Below are 15,602 nucleotides of genomic sequence, written 5' to 3' on the forward strand. Positions count from 1 at the left end.
CAGTTCACCACGCCCCATGAAGCTCTCAAGAACACGCCAAAGAGGGCACCGGCGCACAGAATGTCACCGCCTCCGTGCGGCAGGAGCGTGCTCCGGCGAAGACCCGGCACCCCGCCCGCGGGCCGGCTCAGCCCCCGCGGATCTCCGTCAGAACGCCCGGGAGCTCGTCCGGCGTGACGAGGACGTCGCGCGCCTTGGAGCCCTCGCTGGGGCCCACGACGTCGCGGCTCTCCATCAGGTCCATCAGGCGGCCCGCCTTCGCGAAGCCGACGCGCAGTTTGCGCTGGAGCATGGACGTCGACCCGAACTGGGTGGTGACCACCAGTTCGACGGCCTGGAGGAGGAGGTCGAGGTCGTCGCCGATGTCCTCGTCGATCTCCTTCTTCTTGCCCTCGGGGGCCGCGACGTCCTCGCGGTAGCTGGGCTCGGACTGCTTCTTGCAGTGCTCGACGATCGCCCGGATCTCCTTCTCGCTGACCCAGGCGTTCTGGAGGCGGATGGACTTGCCCGCGCCCATCGGCAGGAAGAGGGAGTCGCCCTTGCCCACCAGCTTCTCGGCGCCGGGCTGGTCGAGGATGACGCGGCTGTCGGCGAGGCTGGAGGTGGCGAAGGCGAGCCGGGAGGGCACGTTGGCCTTGATCAGCCCGGTGACGACGTCGACGCTGGGCCGCTGGGTCGCGAGCACCAGGTGGATCCCGGCGGCACGGGCCAGCTGCGTGATGCGCACGACCGCGTCCTCGACGTCGCGCGGGGCGACCATCATCAGGTCGGCCAGCTCGTCCACGATCACCAGCAGGTACGGGTAGGCCTCGTACACGCGCTCGCTGCCCGGAGGGGCGGTCAGCTGCCCGGCGCGCACGGCGGCGTTGAAGTCGTCCACGTGCCGGTACCCCGAGGCCGCCAGGTCGTCGTAGCGGCGGTCCATCTCCCCCACCACCCACTGCAGGGCCTCCGCGGCCCGCTTGGGGTTGGTGATGATGGGCGTGATCAGGTGCGGGATGCCCTCGTACATGGTCAGCTCGACCCGCTTGGGGTCGACCAGGATCATCCGCACCTCGTCGGGGGTCGCCCGCATCATCAGCGAGGTGATCAGCCCGTTGATGCAGGTGGACTTGCCGGCGCCGGTCGCGCCGGCCACCAGCACGTGCGGCATCTTGGCCAGGTTGGCCACCACGTTGGAGCCCTCGACGTCCTTGCCCAGGCCCACCAGCATGGGGTGGTCGTCGGAGGTCGCGGCCGTCGAGCCCAGGACGTCGCCGAGGCTGACGAGGTCCTTGTCGGTGTTGGGGATCTCGATGCCGATCGCGGACTTGCCGGGGATGGGCGACTGGATCCGCACGTCGGCGCTCTTGACCGCCAGGGAGATGTTCTTGGCCAGCGCGGTGACCTTCTCGACCTTGACGGCCGGGCCCAGCTCGATCTCGTAGCGGGTGACGGTGGGGCCGCGCGTGAACCCGGTGACCTCGGCGTCGATGCCGAACTGGGTCAGCACCCCCGACAGCGCGGCGACCACGTCGTCGTTGGCCTTGGTGCGGGGCTTGACCGGGCTGCCCGGCTTGAGCATCCCCGGCGCCGGCAGCTCGTAGTCGCCCTCGACCACCCGGGACGGGATGGTCAGCTGCTCGGTCACGGCGGGGGGCGGCGTGGGGTCGGGGACGTCGACCTTCTTGCGGCCGGGCCTCTTCTTCCCGGTCGCGGTCGCGGCCGCCGCGGCGGCCTCCTCCTCGTCGGTGAGGGCGGGGGCGACGGGCTCCACCGGCACCACCGGGCTGTCGTAGGGGCGCTCGTGATCGCCCGCCACCGTCCCGGCCTCCGCCTCCTTCTTCGGCTTGCGCTTGCGGGGCCGAGCGGCCTTGGGCGCGGGGTCCGCGCCGAGGATGCCGATGCCCGAGTCGGGACCGGTGTCCCGCTCCATGAGGGCGTTGAACAGCGTCTGGAGGCGTTCGGGGACGCGCCGGATGGGGGTGGCGGTGACCACCAGGACTCCGAAGACCAGCACGAGGGCGAGCAGGACGCCGGTCAGCCACGGGGTGACGACGGCGCTGAGGGGGCCCGCCGCGACGAAGCCGATGAGCCCCCCCGACTCCTGGAGAGCCTCCAGGCCGTCGGAGGGCTCCGGGAGGCCGTTGGCGATGTGGATCAGCCCGAGCAGCCCCAGCATGATCGAGACGGTGCCGATGAACAGCCGCCCGCCGTCCCCCTCCCGGCCCGAGCCGGGGGTGCGCATGAGCTTGACCGAGACCGGCAGGAACAGCAGCGGCAGGATCGGCGAGAACGTGCCGAAGCCGCCGACCACGATCATGCGGGTGTACTCCAGCAGCGGCCCCTCGCTCCGCCACCACACGGCGGCGGCGACGAGGACGCCCGCGGCCAGCAGGACCAGGCCGATGCCGTCGCGGCGCAGGTCGGGGTCGAGGTCGCGCGCGCTGCGGCCGACGGCGCGCGCGGCGCCGCCCACGGTGTGCGCGACCAGTTTCCACAGCACGAGCAGGAACTGGCCGAACATGGTGAAGGCGAAGGCGATGGGCCCGTCCGGCATGCGCTTCTTCGGCGCGGGCTTGCGGGCGGCGGGCTTCTTGCGTCCGGAACCACCGGAGGAGGCACGCGTGGCCATCGGGGTCACCTCCACGGGGGACGGGGTCGGTCGGACGGCCGGGCAGAACGGCCCGTCACGGCGGGCAGCCTACTGAAGCGTCCACCCCCTTGGCCCGTACCGGGACGGCGTGTCGCCCGAATCGGCCGGCGGCGCCCCGCCCGCGGTGCCCCCGTGGGCCGCCCGGCCCACGGGAACGGCCCGAGGCGCGCGCCTCGGGCCGTTCCCGTGCCCAGGTCCGGGGGCGCCCCCCGGACCGGTCGGTCAGACCTCGACCAGGACAGGGATGATCATGGGACGACGACGGTACGTGTCGTTGACCCAGCGGCCCGTGTTGCGGCGGATGAGCTGCCGCAGCTGGTGCGGGTCGTTGACCCCGTCCCGGGCCGCCTTGTCCAGGGAGTCCTGGATCTTGTCGATGACGTCGTCGAAGGCGGCGGCGCCGATGCCCGCGCCCCGGGTGTGGATCTCGGGCTCCCCGAGGATCTTGCCGGTCCCGGAGTCCACCGCGACGACGACGGAGATGAACCCCTCCTCGCCGAGGATGCGGCGGTCCTTGAGCGAGGCGTCGGTGACGTCGCCGACCGAGGCTCCGTCCACGTACACGTACCCGGCCTGGACCGCGCCCACGATCTTGGCCCGGTTCTTGTACAGGTCCACCACCACGCCGTCCTCGGCGATGATGATCCGGTCCGAGGGGACGCCCGTGAGCTTGGCCAGGTCGGCGTGGGCGCGCATGTGCCGCCACTCGCCGTGCACCGGCATGAAGTTGCGCGGACGCACCATGTTGAGCACGTACAGCAGCTCACCGGCGGACGCGTGCCCGGACACGTGCACGAGGGCGTTGCCCTTGTGCACGACCTTGGCGCCCCAGCGGGTCAGGCCGTTGATCACCCGGTTGACGGAGTTCTCGTTGCCGGGGATCAGCGAGGAGGCGAGCAGGACGGTGTCGTCCTGCTCGATCCGGATCTGGTGGTCGCGGTTGGCCATCCGGCTCAGCGCCGACATGGGCTCGCCCTGCGAGCCCGTGCAGATCAGCACGGCCTCGTCCGGCCGCATCTGGTCGAGCTGCTTGACGTCGATGATCGTGTCGCCGGGGATGCTCAGGTAGCCCAGGTCGCGCGCGATGTTCATGTTGCGGACCATCGAGCGGCCCACGAACGCGATCTTGCGGCCGTGCTTGGACGCGGCGTCGATGACCTGCTGGACGCGGTGCACGTGCGAGGCGAAGCAGGCCACCACGATGCGCTTCTCGGCCTGCCGGAACACCTTGTCGATGGCCTCGGACAGGTTGCGCTCGTTGACGATGAACCCGGGCTGCTCGGCGTTGGTGGAGTCCGACAGCAGCAGGTCCACGCCCTCGTCGCCGAACCGGGCGAACCCGGCCAGGTCGGTGAGGCGGCCGTCCAGCGGCAGCTGGTCCATCTTGAAGTCACCGGTGTGCAGCACCGACCCGCCGGGGGTGCGGATGCCGACGGCCAGCGCGTCCGGGATGGAGTGGTTGACCGCGAAGAACTCCAGGTCGAAGGCGCCGAACTCGTGCCGCTCGCCCTCCTCCACCTGGAGGGTCTCCGGCTTGATGCGGTGCTCGCCCAGCTTGGCGGTGATCAGCGCCAGGGTCAGGCGGGAGCCGACGATCGGGATGTCGGCCCGCTCGCGCAGCAGGAACGGGATACCGCCGATGTGGTCCTCGTGCCCGTGGGTGAGCACGACCGCCTCGATGTCGTCGAGCCGGTCCCGGATGTAGTCGAAGTCCGGCAGGATCAGGTCGACGCCGGGCTGCTCCTCCTCGGGGAAGAGCACGCCGCAGTCGACGACGAGCAGGCGGCCGTCGTACTCGAAGACCGTCATGTTGCGGCCGATCTCGCCGAGGCCGCCCAGGGCGACGACGCGCAGCGCGCCCTTGCCCAGGGGCGGGGGCGAGGTCAGTTCGGGGTGCGGGTGGCTCATACAGATCCCTCCGTGAGGCGCTCGACGCGCACGGCGCTGGCGGGGACGGCCTGGTGCGGGGCCAGTCCGATGGGGCCCTTGACGCCGGCGGCGGCAAGGTCTTCGCGCAGCAGGGCCTGGAGCTCGACCGACGCGTCGGTGAGCGGGGTGCGCACGGGACCGGAGGGCAGCCCGAACTGGTTCAGGATGGCCTTGGTCGTGATGACGCCCTGGGTGCGGAACATACCGGTGTAGACCGGGGTGAGGCGGCGGTGGATGGCCAGCGCCTGCCCGACCTCGCCCTTCTCGAAGGCGTCGATCATCTCGCGCAGGTCGGAGCCGACGATGTGGCCGACCACGCTGACGAAACCGGCCGCGCCGACGGACAGCAGCGGCAGGTTGAGGATGTCGGTGCCGCAGTAGAAGGCCAGGTCGGTCCGCTCCATCACCCAGGAGCTGGCGCCGATGTTGTCCTTGGCGTCCTTGTTCGCGACGATGCGGGGGTGCTCGGCCAGGCGGACGAGGGTCTCCGACGCGATCGGCGTGCCGGTGCGGTGCGGGATGTCGTAGAGCATGACCGGCAGCTCGGTGGTGTCCGCGATCTCGGTGAAGTGCCTGATCAGGCCTTCCTGAGGCGGCTTGTTGTAGTAGGGCGTCACGGTCAGCAGACCGTGCGCGCCCGCCTTCTCCGCGGCCTTGGCGAGCCTCACGCTGTGGCGGGTGTCGTTGGTCCCGACCCCGGCGATGACCCTGGCGCGGTCGCCGACCGCCTCCAGGACCGCCCTGAGCAGGCGGTCCTTCTCGTCGTCACTGGTGGTCGGCGACTCACCCGTGGTGCCGCTGATGATGAGGCCGTCGTTGTTCTGCTCGTCGACGAGGTACGTGGCCAGTCTGGCCGCGCCCTCGTAGTCGAGTTCGCCGTCGTCGAGCATGGGCGTGACCATCGCGGTCAGCATCTTGCCGAACGGGCGGTTCTTGGTGTCCGTCATCGTGTGTGAAAGGCCTCCGGACCGCCGCCGCTGGGCGGTGGGTCCGAAGGTGCCCCTCCTCCTCTCGGTGTGCGTCGACAGCTGGATGTGTCCCGTGCACATGACGCGTGCACGGATGTGCGGCGCTGCGTGTCCGCCACCGCGACCGGCGGTACGCGATCCGGTCGCGGGAAAGTTCCTGTGGTGCCCCGTCTTGGGTCGGGCGCGGGGTCGTGCCCTGCTCGGCCGCCGTCCTCGTGGGTCGAGGTTGACGGACCGGCTCATGTGAACCTACCCGTCCCGGACCCGTGCCATCCGGCCGGGCCCGGGATCCGCGCGCAGGTCAGGGTCGCGGAAGGGGGTTGGTCGGGCGGTGTCCGCCCCGGTCTCAGTCGTCCTGTCCGTCCGGAAGGAACATGCTCAGAAGCCAGCTGACGATGGTGACGACGATCGCACCCCAGAACGCGGGCCAGAACCCCTCGATGTGGAACGGGAGGGTGAACAGGCTCGCGATCCAGTTCGTGAGCATGAGCAGCAGCGCGTTCACCACCAGGCCGATCAGCCCGAGGGTCAGCGCGTAGAACAGGCACCCGACGGCCTTGACGATCGGTTTGATGATCGCGTTGACCACACCGAAGATGGCGCCGACGGCGAGGTAGACGCCGATCTGACCAGCGGTGGTCTGGGCTGTGACGTCGATCCCGTCGATCAGGAAGACAGCCGCCCAAAGGGCGAGCGCGTTCACGATAACTCTGATAATGAGGCTCACAACTGTAGATGTTCCCATGCCGAGGCAAGGTCCGGAAACTCCGGCGTAGGTGATCTTGCCGCGGCACGCTCCCCAGGAGGCCCCATCGTGTCCAGCGCCCAGTTCGTCCGCCCCGCCCGCGCCACCGACGTGGACACCGTCGTGGACGTCCAGGTGGCCTCGTGGCGGGCGGTGTACGGGGCTCTGCTGCCCGACGCGGTGGTCGCCGAGATCGGCGGCGCCGACGCCCGGAGGCAGTTCCACGAGCAGTGGACGGCCGCCCTGGAGTCCCCGCCGACCTCCCGGCACCGGCTGGTGGTGGCCACCGACGAGGTCGGGGGGGTGCGGACCGTGACGGGGTTCGCCGCGTTCGGCCCCGCGGGCGACCCGGACCTGTGGCCGGCCACGGACGCGGAGGTGTTCGCGCTGCACGTGGACCCGGAACGGGCCCGGGAGGGGCACGGCAGCCGCCTCGTCAACGCCTGTGTGGACCACCTGGTGGACGACGGCTTCGGCACGGTGCACGTGTGGGTGCCGGAGGCCGACAACGCGCTGCGCGCGTTCTTCGAGGCGTCGGGGTGGCGCGCCGACGGCGCCCGCCGGGAGATCGACCTGGGTTCGCCGCTGCCGATGGTGCGCCTGCACGCGGCGATCTCCGCGTAGGGACGCCCCCGCCTCCGGTCCGGGGCCGCGGCCGGTTGGGGACAGCCGCGGACAGGGACTACCGTTGGGTGGTTGTCTGCGTTGCGCACCAGGTGCGGCGCAGTGTCGTCGAGGGTGGAGGACCGCCGCGTGGCCACGGTCAGTGAATGGGTCTCGGGGCTGCGTCCCCGTACGCTTCCGAATTCGGTCGTCCCGGTGGCGGTCGGCACGGCGCTGGCCCTCGCCCTGGACGGGTTCGTCTGGTGGAAGGCCCTGCTGGCCCTGGTGGTGTCCATGTCCCTCCAGGTCGGGGTGAACTTCGCCAACGACTACAGCGACGGCGTGAAGGGCACCGACACCGAGGAGCGCACCGGTCCGACCCGCCTGACGGCGTCGGGCCTGGCGGAGCCGGGGCACGTGCTCGCCGCCGCCCTGGGGAGCTTCGCGTTCGCGGGCGCCGTCGGCCTGGTGCTGGTGGCGACGTCGTCGTGGTGGCTGCTCCTGGTGGGCGCCCTGGCGATCGCCGCGGCCTGGTACTACACCGGCGGCCGCGCGCCGTACGGCTACCGGGGCCTGGGCGAGGTGTCGGTGTTCGTCTTCTTCGGCGTGGTGGCCGTGGTGGGCACGGTGTTCGTGCAGCTGGGCTCGGCGCCGTGGCAGGCCTGGGTGGCCTCCGTCCCGGTCGGCCTGCTGTCCTGCTCCGTGCTGGTCATCAACAACCTGCGGGACATCCCGACGGACCGGGAGACCGGGAAGGTCACCCTCGCGGTCCGGCTCGGCGACGCGGGTACGCGGCGGCTGTTCGCGGGCGCGATCGGCGCCTCCTACGCGGTCGCGCTGGTGCTGACCCCGGTGTTCTGGTGGACCCCGCTCGTGCTGCTGACGGCGCCGCTGGCGGTGCCGCCGCTGAGGCGTGTGCTGGGCGGACAGACGGGGCGCGACCTGGTCCTGGGCCTGGGCGAGACGGGCAGGCTGCAGATGGCGTTCGGCGTCCTGTTCTCGGCCGCCCTCGCCCTGGGCTAGGGAACGGCGCCGCGGTCCCCGTCCGAGAGGTGTGTGGGGGAGCCGTTCCGGGCGGTGCCCGCCGTCGACGGCCCGCCCCGGCCCGTTCCGCGGCCGGACGCGGTCCTCGCGGGGGTCGCGCCCTCCCCCGTCCGGCCCGCGCGGGGCCCGGCGTCCGGGCCCGGCTGTGGCCGGGACACTCCGTCCGGCCTGCGAGGACACGGTCCGGGCCCCGGTGCGCGCCCCCGTGGGACTAGTATGCGGGCCGGTCCCCCAGACACGCGTTCAGCCACGGTAGGGAGAAGACGACACCGTGCCCAGCGAGAACACCGCCCCCGACCCCCTCGACCTCGCTCCGGACCCGGAAGCGTGGGCGGAGCGCTCGGCCCAGCAGGCCGCCGCGTTCGACACGATCGGAGAACGCTACGACGAGGCCTTTCCGCGTAAAGAGGGGCAGGAGGAGCGGGTCCGGCGGTTGCTGGACCTGCTGCCGCCCGGAGCACACGTGCTCGACCTGGGCTCGGGCACCGGGCTGCCGACCGCCCGCCAGTTCGCCTCCGCGGGCGTCCGTGTCACCGGCTACGAGATCTCCGGGCGGATGATCGAGATCGCGCGCCGCAACGTGCCCCAGGCGACCTTCGTCCAGGCCGACATCCTCGACCTGAAGCCGGTCGAGTCCTCCTACGACGCCATCGTGGCGTTCTTCTCCCTGCTGTGCCTGCCCAAGGCGCGCATCCCCGAGGCGCTCAGCCGGATCCGGGCGTCGCTGGTCCCGGAGGGCCTGCTGTGCCTGGCCATGGTGGAGGCCGACATGGACGACGCGCCGATCCCCTTCCTCGGCTCGGACGTCCGCGTGTCGGGCTATCCGCGCGAGGAGCTGCGCCGGGTGGTGCGGGAGGCGGGGCTGCTCGTCGAGGACGAGCGGGTCGTCTCCTACGAGCCGGAGGACTCCGGCGCGCACCCCGAGACCCAGGTCTTCCTCACCTGCCGCCGGGGCGCCTGAGCGGCGGGCGCCTCCCGGACCCCGGGCACGGCGAGGGGGAGGCGCCCGGTCGGTCGCCTCCCCCTCGCCGGAGCGCGTCTAGTCGAGGTCCAGGAGGGCGTCCAGGCCCACCGTGAGCGGGTCGGCGAGACCGGCGACACCGCGGACCCCCAGGAGCACCCCGGGCATGAACGAGGTGCGGTTCATCGAGTCGTGCCGGATCTTCAGGGTCTCCCCGTCGGTGCCGAACACGACCTCCTGGTGGGCGATGAGCCCGGTGATGCGCAGGGCGTGCACGCGGACCCCGTCCACGTCGGCGCCGCGGGCGCCGGGGATCTCCGACGTCGTGGCGTCGGGCATCGGCGCGGCCCCGGCCTCCCGGCGCGCCTCGGCGACGAGCTCCGCGGTCCGGTAGGCGGTGCCGCTGGGGGCGTCGGCCTTGTTGGGGTGGTGCAGCTCGATGATCTCGGTGGACTCGAAGTACGGCGCGGCCTTGCGCGCGAAGTGCATCATCAGCACGGCGGCGATGCCGAAGTTCGGGGCGATCAGCACCTTCGCCCCGGGCGCGGCGGCCTGCATGGCGCGCACCCGCTCCAGCCTGGCCTCGTCGAAGCCGCTGGTCCCGACGACGGCGTGGATCCCGTGGCCGATGAGCCACTCCAGGTTGTCCATCACCGCGTCGGGGTGGGTGAAGTCGACGACGCAGTCGGCGCCCAGCACCGCGCTCCGGTCGTCGGCGCTGTCCACGCCCGCCACGAGTTCCATGCCGTCGGCGGCCTGAACCGCGCGGACGACCTCTGACCCCATACGCCCATCGGCGCCGAAAACTCCTACCTTGAACACGCCACGAGCGTACCGGAGTCGCGGACGGCCCCGGTGTGGCGCCGCCCGCCCGGAGGCGGCCGACGTGCGGTGATCCGCCGCCGGCGGAGCGGGCGCGCGGTCGGCCTCCTCGGGCGGGCGCGGTCAGCGCGCGGCGGCGAGGGTGAGCGCGAAGTCCCCGGCGGGGTCGGTCCACCAGTGGGAGGGCTCGAACCCGGCGGCGCCGAGTTCGGCGGCCAGCCCTTCGCGGCGGAACTTGGCGGAGACCTCGGTGCGCATCTCCTCCCCCGGGGCGAAGCCGACCTCCAGGTCCAGGTCGGCGACCCGCACGTGCTGGGCGGAACGGGCGCGCAGGCGCATCTCGATCCACTCCTCCCCGGCGTTCCAGCGGGCGATGTGGTCGAAGGCCGCGGGGTCGAAGTCGGCGCCGAGCCTGCGGTTGACGACGCCGAGGACGTTGCGGTTGAACTCGGCGGTGACCCCCTGGGCGTCGTCGTAGGCCGCGACCAGGCGGGCCGGGTCCTTGACCAGGTCCACGCCGAGCAGGAGCGAGTCCCCGGCGTCGAGCACGGCGCGGATGTCGCGGAGGAAGACGGCGCGCGGCCCCGGCTCCTGGTTGCCGATGGTGGAGCCCAGGACGGCCAGGAGCCGGCGTCCGCCGTTCTCGCCGACCGGGAGGAGCCCGAGGTGCTCCTCGAAGTCGCCGACGACGCCGTGGACGTCGAGCCCGGGGTAGTCGTCGACGACGCCGCGCGCGGAGGCGGCGAGGAAGTCGCCGCTGACGTCCACGGGGACGAAGCCGGTGAGGCGGCCGTGGCGGAGCATGGCGTCGAGGAGGAGCCGGGTCTTGACCCCCGATCCGGAGCCGAGCTCGATCAGCGTCTCCGCGTCGGCCGCGGCGGCGATCTCGTCGGACCGGACCTCCAGGATGCTCCGCTCCGCGCGGGTGGGGTAGTACTCGGGCAGCCCGGTGATCTCCTCGAACAGGGCGCTGCCGCGTTCGTCGTAGAACCACTTGGGCGGGAGCTGCTTGGGCACTGCGGTGAGCCCGGCGGCGACGTCGCTGCGCAGGGCCTTGTCGAGGTCGTCGGCGGTCAGGTTTCGGTCGATCCGGAACATGGTGCCTCCTGTGTCCCTTGGTGGGTGCCCGTGGGCGTGCCGGTGCCGCGGGGGCGGCGCCCCGGCCGTCAGGTGATCGGGTGGATCCCGGTGCGCTCCCGCGTCGCGACGGCGACGGAGCCCTCGGGCACCTCGCGCCAGCCGCGCGCGTCGTCGAAGGGCTCCGAGGCCAGGAAGACCCCTCCCCCGGGCTCCCTGAGGGTGAAGAGGGTGTCCCCGGCGGCGGTGGCGACGATGCTCTCCCCGTCGGCGGCCAGCAGGTTGTAGCGGCCGTCGGAGTGCTCGCGGGCGTGGCGGACCACGCCCGCCAGTGCCCCGGCGAGGTCGCCGGAGGCCCGCCACAGCCGCACGGTGTGGGCGAACAGGGGGGCGGAGTCCACCGGGGAGCGCGCGTCCAGCACGCCCGGGGGCGGGACGAAGGCCGCCGCGAGCGCCTCGTCGTCCTTGACCGCGCCGTTGTGGCTGAACAGCAGCCGGTCGGCCCGGAAGGGCTGCGCGCCCGACTCCTCGGATCCGAACCCGACGGTGGCGTCGCGGACCGCGGCCACCACGCACCCGGAGGTGATGGCGCGCGCCGCGTCGGCGAAGGACGAGTCGCTCCAGATGGGCATGGCCCGGCGGTAGCGCAGCGGCCCCGGGGGGCCGGCCTGCGGCAGGCCGGGCGCCGACGGGTCCGGGGGCGCCGCCGGGTCCGCGGGCGCGGCGGTCCCCGGCGTCCCGTGCGGCGGGTACCAGCCGACACCGAAGCCGTCGGCGTTGACGGTGCCGTGCCGCTGCATGCGCGGCGCCCACGACTGGACGTGCAGCGAGTGGGGCGCCGCGTACAGCAGCTCGTGCAGCGTACGCGGCGGCCCCAGGTAGGCGAGGTGACGGCACATCAGGCGGGTTCCCCGTCCCGTGCGCAGCGGAAGCCGCTGAAGATCTGCCGGCGGATCGCGTGGTCCCAGTTGCGGAAGGTGGAGCGGACGGCCGTGGGATGGGTGGCCCAGGAGCCGCCCCGCAGCACCTTGTAGCCCTGGTCGAAGAACACCTCCGAGTACTCGCGGTACGGGAAGGCGCGGAACCCCGGGTAGCCCGTGAAGGTGGTGGAGGTCCACTCCCACACGTCGCCGATCAGCTGCTGCACCCCCAGCGGCGACGCGCCGTCGGGGTGGCGCCCCGCCGGGGAGGGCCCCAGCTTGCGCTGGCCCAGGTTGGCGTGCCGGGGCCGGGGCTCCTCGTCGCCCCACGGGTACCGGCGGGACAGGCCGGTCGCGGGGTCGAACCTGGCGGCCTTCTCCCACTCCGCCTCGCTGGGCAGGCGCTTGCCCGCCCACGCGGCGTACGCGGAGGCCTCGTGGAAGTTGACGTGCTGCACGGGTTCCTCGGACGGCACCATCTCCTGGCGGCCGAACCTGCGGCGGGACCACCCGTCGCCCTCGGGGCTCCAGAAGGCGGGGGCGGCCGCGCCGGTCCTCTCCCGCCACTCCCAGCCCTCCAGGGTCCACCAGCGGTGGTCCCGGTAGCCGCCGTCCTCCATGAACCGCTGGTAGGCGGCGTTGGTGACGGGCCTGGTGTCGATCCAGTAGGGGTCGAGGACGACCTCGCGGGAGGGGCGCTCGTTGTCGTAGGCCCAGGGGTCGTCGTCGGCGCCCATCGTGAACGGGCCGCCGGGGACGTACACCTCCTCCTCCACGGGCGGGCGCAGGGCCGCGACGGCGCCGGTGTCCTCCAACAGGACGGGGACGCCCTCGCGGAGCTGGTGGGTGGCGAGCATGGTCTCGTCGTGCTGGTGCTCGTGCTGGATCACCATGTGGAAGACGAACCCGGCGCCGAGCAGCGACCGCCGCCCGTCGGGCTCCCCGCGCTGCTCCGGGATCCCGAGGTCGGCGGAGTCGAGGGCGTCGAGCACCTCCTTGCGGACCCGGTCGTTGTACTCGCGTGCCTCCTCGGGCCGCAGGAGCGGCAGGGTGACGCGGTCGGCGCGCGGGTTCTCGAAGGCGTCGTAGAGGCCGTCGATGTCGGGACGCAGCGCCTCGCGTCCCCCGGCGGCCCGCAGCAGCCACTGCTCCTCGTAGTTGCCGATGTGCGCCAGGTCCCAGACGAGCGGCGACATGAGGGGCGAGTGCTGGGCGAGCAGGCCCTCGTCGTCGAGGGCGTCGATCGTGAGCCCGTTGCTGCGCCGCCGGCTCCGTTCGAGTTCGGTGGCGATGCGCTCCTTGGCGCGTTCCTGTTCGTGGTTCACCGTGCTCCTCCGCTGTGTCGGTGGGTCCCTGTCCGTCCCGCCCGGGTACCGACGCGCCCCGGGCGCGGGGCGGGAACGCTCGGCCGCGCGTCGGCGGGGCACAGCCCGCGCCGGACGTGGCGGTCGGCGTAGTCGTCGACGAGGGAGGAGAGCCCGGCGGCGCCCATGCGGGGCAGGGCTTCGACGGCCGCGTCGAAGCAGGAGCGGGCGCACTCGGCGACGGCGGGGTCGCCGGGGCCGAGCCGGGCGGAGCGCATCCACAGGCGGCGGTCGGGGAAGGGACCGCGGCAGAGCTTCTCCGTGGCCTCCTCGGCCACGGCGCGGGCGCGGGGGTCGTCGACGAGGGCGGCGCAGAGCGCCATGGGGACGGGCCACCAGCGGCGGGGGACCGCGTCGATCATGCGCAGCTCCCACCAGCCGCGCGGGCGTACGGGCGGGAAGAGGGTGCTGAGGTGGAACTCCACGTCGGCGGGGGTGAGGGGGCGGGGGCCCCGGCCCCCGACCCACTCGGCCAGGGTGATGCCGGGATCCGGGGTCCAGGTCCCGCCGCCGCCGGGGATCTCGGGGACCGCCATGACGTCGGCGGCGAGGGCGTAGTCCGTCCACGCGGTGGCCGGGTCGGGGTGGCTGCCGGTGTCCAGGACGGGGCGTGTGCGGCCGGCGTCGGTGGCCGCCCAGATCGCCCACCGGGTGGACTTCCACCCGGTGGGGCGGCCCCGCCAGACGGCGGAGTTGGCGAACGCGGCGACGAGGACCGGCCCGAGCCGGTGGACGAGCTCCCAGCGGGCACGTCCGTCGGCGCGGTCGGCCCCCGTGTCCAGGCACACCTGGAGGGAGGCGGTGCTGCACATCATGGTGTGGCCGCTGGGCTGGCGGCGGCCGGCGAAGAACCGCTCCATGGCCGTGTAGCGGGGCAGCCGCAGCTGGCGTACGGGCGGTCGGAGCGGGTCGAGCGCGGTCTCGACCAGGTGGAGCCCGCCGCCCGCGAGGACCTTGGAGACGTGGTCCAGGTCGGCGGCCAGGGCCTCGTGCGCCCGGGCCGGGCCCGGCAGCACGGGAGAGCTGAGCTCGATCTGCCCGCCGGGCTCGAAGGTGACCGCGCTTCCCGCGGGCGGGGGCCCGCCGGCCTCCAGCAGCGCCGCGAGGCGGTCGACGGCGACGGGTGCGGTCGGGTGCGCGGAGTCCGCGACCAGCCACTCGGTCTCGGTCCCGACCTTGCCTGGAGGGCCGGTCTTGAAACAGACCCCGTTGATGTACTCGTGAACGTCTTCCGTGGTCATGTGGTGCGCCATGCGAGGCTCCCTCGGAACGACACCCCTCCGGGGTGTGACACCCCAGGGTCCTGCCCAGGGGCCCGGCGCGCCGAACGTCTGCGGTGACCAGAAATCACAGGACGTGTCGCCACAAGCACCCTTCGCCCAGGTTCGCCCCGACGACACGCCAGGTGGATTCGACGGTGGGGGCGGACGGAGGAGGGCAGCCCCCGAGGAAAGTGACCACCGTCACACTCCGGTGAACTCCTCGACCCGGGCCTCGACCGCCTCCCGCTCCTTCGCGTGCAGTTCGATACCGAACACCTCGTGCAACACACGCCCCACCTCCCTCACAGGCACCCGCTGCTCCTCACGCGTTCCGTCCGGGGCCAGAGTGGTGAGAGTGGTGTCCGTGAGCACGTGCTGGACGCCCGGCCCGATCCGCTGCACCGTCAACCGTGTCAGGAAGGGCGAACGGGGATGGCTGGAGAGGTGGTGGCTGAAGATCTCGTAGTCCTGGGGCGCCATCGCGGCGGTCGTGAGGACGTACAGCGGACGCCAGGCACGGCCGTCGAACGAGCGCAGCAGCCACTCGTCGCCGCCGAGCTCCGAGACCCGGTCCAGGCGCAGGCCCCAGCCGCCCTGGACCTCCTGGTGGCCGTCGGCCAGCGGCAGGGGCTCCAGCGGCCCGCCACCGCCGAAGCCGGCGTCCACCAGCCACGGGCGCCCCTCCAGGTCCACCCGCAGCAGGCAGTGCGTGGACGGGCGGGGACGCCCCGGCCGGCCTGACACCACCCGGGCCGCGAGCCCGGTGACGGCGAACCCGAGCCGGTCCAGCACGGCGGCCAGGAGCAGGTTCTGCTCGTAGCAGTAGCCGCCCCGCCGGGCGCGGACCATCCTGTCCACGAGGGCGGGCACGTCCAGCCGCACCGGCTCCCCCGTGAGCGGCCGGAGGTTCTCGAAGGGGATGGCGGCCAGGTGGGCCCGCTGCACGGCCCGCAGCGTGTCACGGGTGGGCGGCAGGGCGCCCACCAGGCCCACCCGGGCCCGGTAGGCGTCCAGGTCGACCTCGCCCCCGTGCCAGAGGTCCCGGTCGGTGAAGAGGCGCGCGGGGCGGGGCGCCGGGGGCACCCCGGCGCGGTCGCGGGAGGTGTCGTCTGCCATGCCCCGGCCAACCGTCGGACGGGTGCGGCCATTCCGCGGCGGGACGCCGGCACACGTCCCCGGGCCGCCGGGCGCCGCCCACCCGCCCCGGGGAGTGCCCGGCAGGGGTCCCGGGCCCGGAGTCGTCGAGGCGGCGCAGGAGGCCGCGCAGTCGGT

General features: G+C 73.1%; 13 protein-coding genes. 3 read left to right on the forward strand and 10 right to left on the reverse strand.

Translation table 11 applies throughout. The annotated features are described in order from the left end of the window. Positions 1-127: 127 nt before the first annotated feature. The 4 genes from ABZ234_RS28265 to ABZ234_RS28280 form a co-directional block, all read right to left on the reverse strand. Positions 128-2,614, reverse strand: coding sequence for a DNA translocase FtsK (locus ABZ234_RS28265; RefSeq protein ID WP_355014052.1), 2,487 nt, complete (start codon positions 2,612-2,614; stop codon positions 128-130). A 243-nt stretch (positions 2,615-2,857) separates the two neighbouring features. Beyond that, on the reverse strand, positions 2,858-4,543 hold the full coding sequence (locus ABZ234_RS28270) for a ribonuclease J (protein WP_267946036.1): 1,686 nt from the start codon (positions 4,541-4,543) through the stop codon (positions 2,858-2,860). After that, a complete protein-coding gene (gene dapA / locus ABZ234_RS28275; RefSeq protein ID WP_267946037.1) occupies positions 4,540-5,511 on the reverse strand; it encodes a 4-hydroxy-tetrahydrodipicolinate synthase in 972 nt (323 codons plus the stop codon). Before dapA ends, ABZ234_RS28270 begins: the two co-directional genes overlap by 4 nt. A 367-nt stretch (positions 5,512-5,878) precedes the next feature. Next, on the reverse strand, positions 5,879-6,259 hold the full coding sequence (locus tag ABZ234_RS28280) for a phage holin family protein (protein WP_267946038.1): 381 nt from the start codon (positions 6,257-6,259) through the stop codon (positions 5,879-5,881). An 87-nt stretch (positions 6,260-6,346) separates the two neighbouring features. On the opposite strand from ABZ234_RS28280, the gene ABZ234_RS28285 reads away from it, so the two are divergent. The 3 genes from ABZ234_RS28285 (at position 6,347) to ABZ234_RS28295 (ending at position 8,885) form a co-directional block, all read left to right on the forward strand. Continuing rightward, on the forward strand, positions 6,347-6,901 hold the full coding sequence (locus ABZ234_RS28285; RefSeq protein WP_355014053.1) for a GNAT family N-acetyltransferase: 555 nt from the start codon (positions 6,347-6,349) through the stop codon (positions 6,899-6,901). Between the two features lie 129 nt (positions 6,902-7,030). Further along, complete coding sequence (locus ABZ234_RS28290; RefSeq protein ID WP_355014054.1) at positions 7,031-7,903, forward strand: 1,4-dihydroxy-2-naphthoate polyprenyltransferase; 873 nt, start codon at positions 7,031-7,033, stop codon at positions 7,901-7,903. A 292-nt stretch (positions 7,904-8,195) separates the two neighbouring features. Next, positions 8,196-8,885 carry a class I SAM-dependent methyltransferase gene (locus tag ABZ234_RS28295; RefSeq protein ID WP_267946041.1) on the forward strand — a complete coding sequence of 230 codons (690 nt, stop codon included), beginning with the start codon at positions 8,196-8,198 and terminating at the stop codon, positions 8,883-8,885. A 78-nt stretch (positions 8,886-8,963) separates the two neighbouring features. On the opposite strand, the gene dapB is transcribed toward ABZ234_RS28295, so the two are convergent. The 6 genes from dapB to ABZ234_RS28325 all read right to left on the reverse strand — a co-directional run bounded on the left by dapB (position 8,964) and on the right by ABZ234_RS28325 (position 15,446). After that, complete coding sequence (dapB, locus tag ABZ234_RS28300) at positions 8,964-9,707, reverse strand: 4-hydroxy-tetrahydrodipicolinate reductase (RefSeq protein WP_267946042.1); 744 nt, start codon at positions 9,705-9,707, stop codon at positions 8,964-8,966. 123 nt (positions 9,708-9,830) lie between these two features. Further along, the gene (gene egtD / locus ABZ234_RS28305; protein ID WP_355014055.1) at positions 9,831-10,805 is read right to left on the reverse strand and encodes an L-histidine N(alpha)-methyltransferase; all 975 of its coding nucleotides are present in this window, start codon (positions 10,803-10,805) and stop codon (positions 9,831-9,833) included. A 68-nt stretch (positions 10,806-10,873) separates the two neighbouring features. Next, positions 10,874-11,683, reverse strand: a complete 810-nt coding sequence (locus ABZ234_RS28310; RefSeq protein WP_355014056.1) for a class II glutamine amidotransferase — start codon at positions 11,681-11,683, stop codon at positions 10,874-10,876. After that, on the reverse strand, positions 11,683-13,029 hold the full coding sequence (gene egtB, locus ABZ234_RS28315) for an ergothioneine biosynthesis protein EgtB (RefSeq protein WP_344185375.1): 1,347 nt from the start codon (positions 13,027-13,029) through the stop codon (positions 11,683-11,685). Before egtB ends, ABZ234_RS28310 begins: the two co-directional genes overlap by 1 nt. Continuing rightward, complete coding sequence (gene egtA, locus ABZ234_RS28320) at positions 13,026-14,321, reverse strand: ergothioneine biosynthesis glutamate--cysteine ligase EgtA (RefSeq protein WP_355014057.1); 1,296 nt, start codon at positions 14,319-14,321, stop codon at positions 13,026-13,028. The genes egtB and egtA overlap by 4 nt, the downstream gene beginning before the upstream one ends. A 210-nt stretch (positions 14,322-14,531) precedes the next feature. Further along, positions 14,532-15,446, reverse strand: a complete 915-nt coding sequence (locus tag ABZ234_RS28325) for an arylamine N-acetyltransferase (protein WP_355014058.1) — start codon at positions 15,444-15,446, stop codon at positions 14,532-14,534. Between the last annotated feature and the right edge of the window lie 156 nt (positions 15,447-15,602).

Source organism: Nocardiopsis sp. NPDC006198, from assembly GCF_040613895.1.
Classification (GTDB): Bacteria; Actinomycetota; Actinomycetes; order Streptosporangiales; family Streptosporangiaceae; genus Nocardiopsis; species Nocardiopsis tropica.

What these genes read in the sequence shown, in the direction of transcription:
- ABZ234_RS28265 (WP_355014052.1), bottom strand. Translation starts at nt 2,614, where the DNA reads ATGGCCACGCGTGCCTCCTCCGGTGGTTCCGGACGCAAGAAGCCCGCC.
- ABZ234_RS28270 (WP_267946036.1), bottom strand. Translation starts at nt 4,543, where the DNA reads ATGAGCCACCCGCACCCCGAACTGACCTCGCCCCCGCCCCTGGGCAAG.
- dapA (WP_267946037.1), bottom strand. Translation starts at nt 5,511, where the DNA reads ATGACGGACACCAAGAACCGCCCGTTCGGCAAGATGCTGACCGCGATG.
- egtD (WP_355014055.1), bottom strand. Translation starts at nt 10,805, where the DNA reads ATGTTCCGGATCGACCGAAACCTGACCGCCGACGACCTCGACAAGGCC.
- ABZ234_RS28310 (WP_355014056.1), bottom strand. Translation starts at nt 11,683, where the DNA reads ATGTGCCGTCACCTCGCCTACCTGGGGCCGCCGCGTACGCTGCACGAG.
- egtA (WP_355014057.1), bottom strand. Translation starts at nt 14,321, where the DNA reads ATGGCGCACCACATGACCACGGAAGACGTTCACGAGTACATCAACGGG.
- ABZ234_RS28325 (WP_355014058.1), bottom strand. Translation starts at nt 15,446, where the DNA reads ATGGCAGACGACACCTCCCGCGACCGCGCCGGGGTGCCCCCGGCGCCC.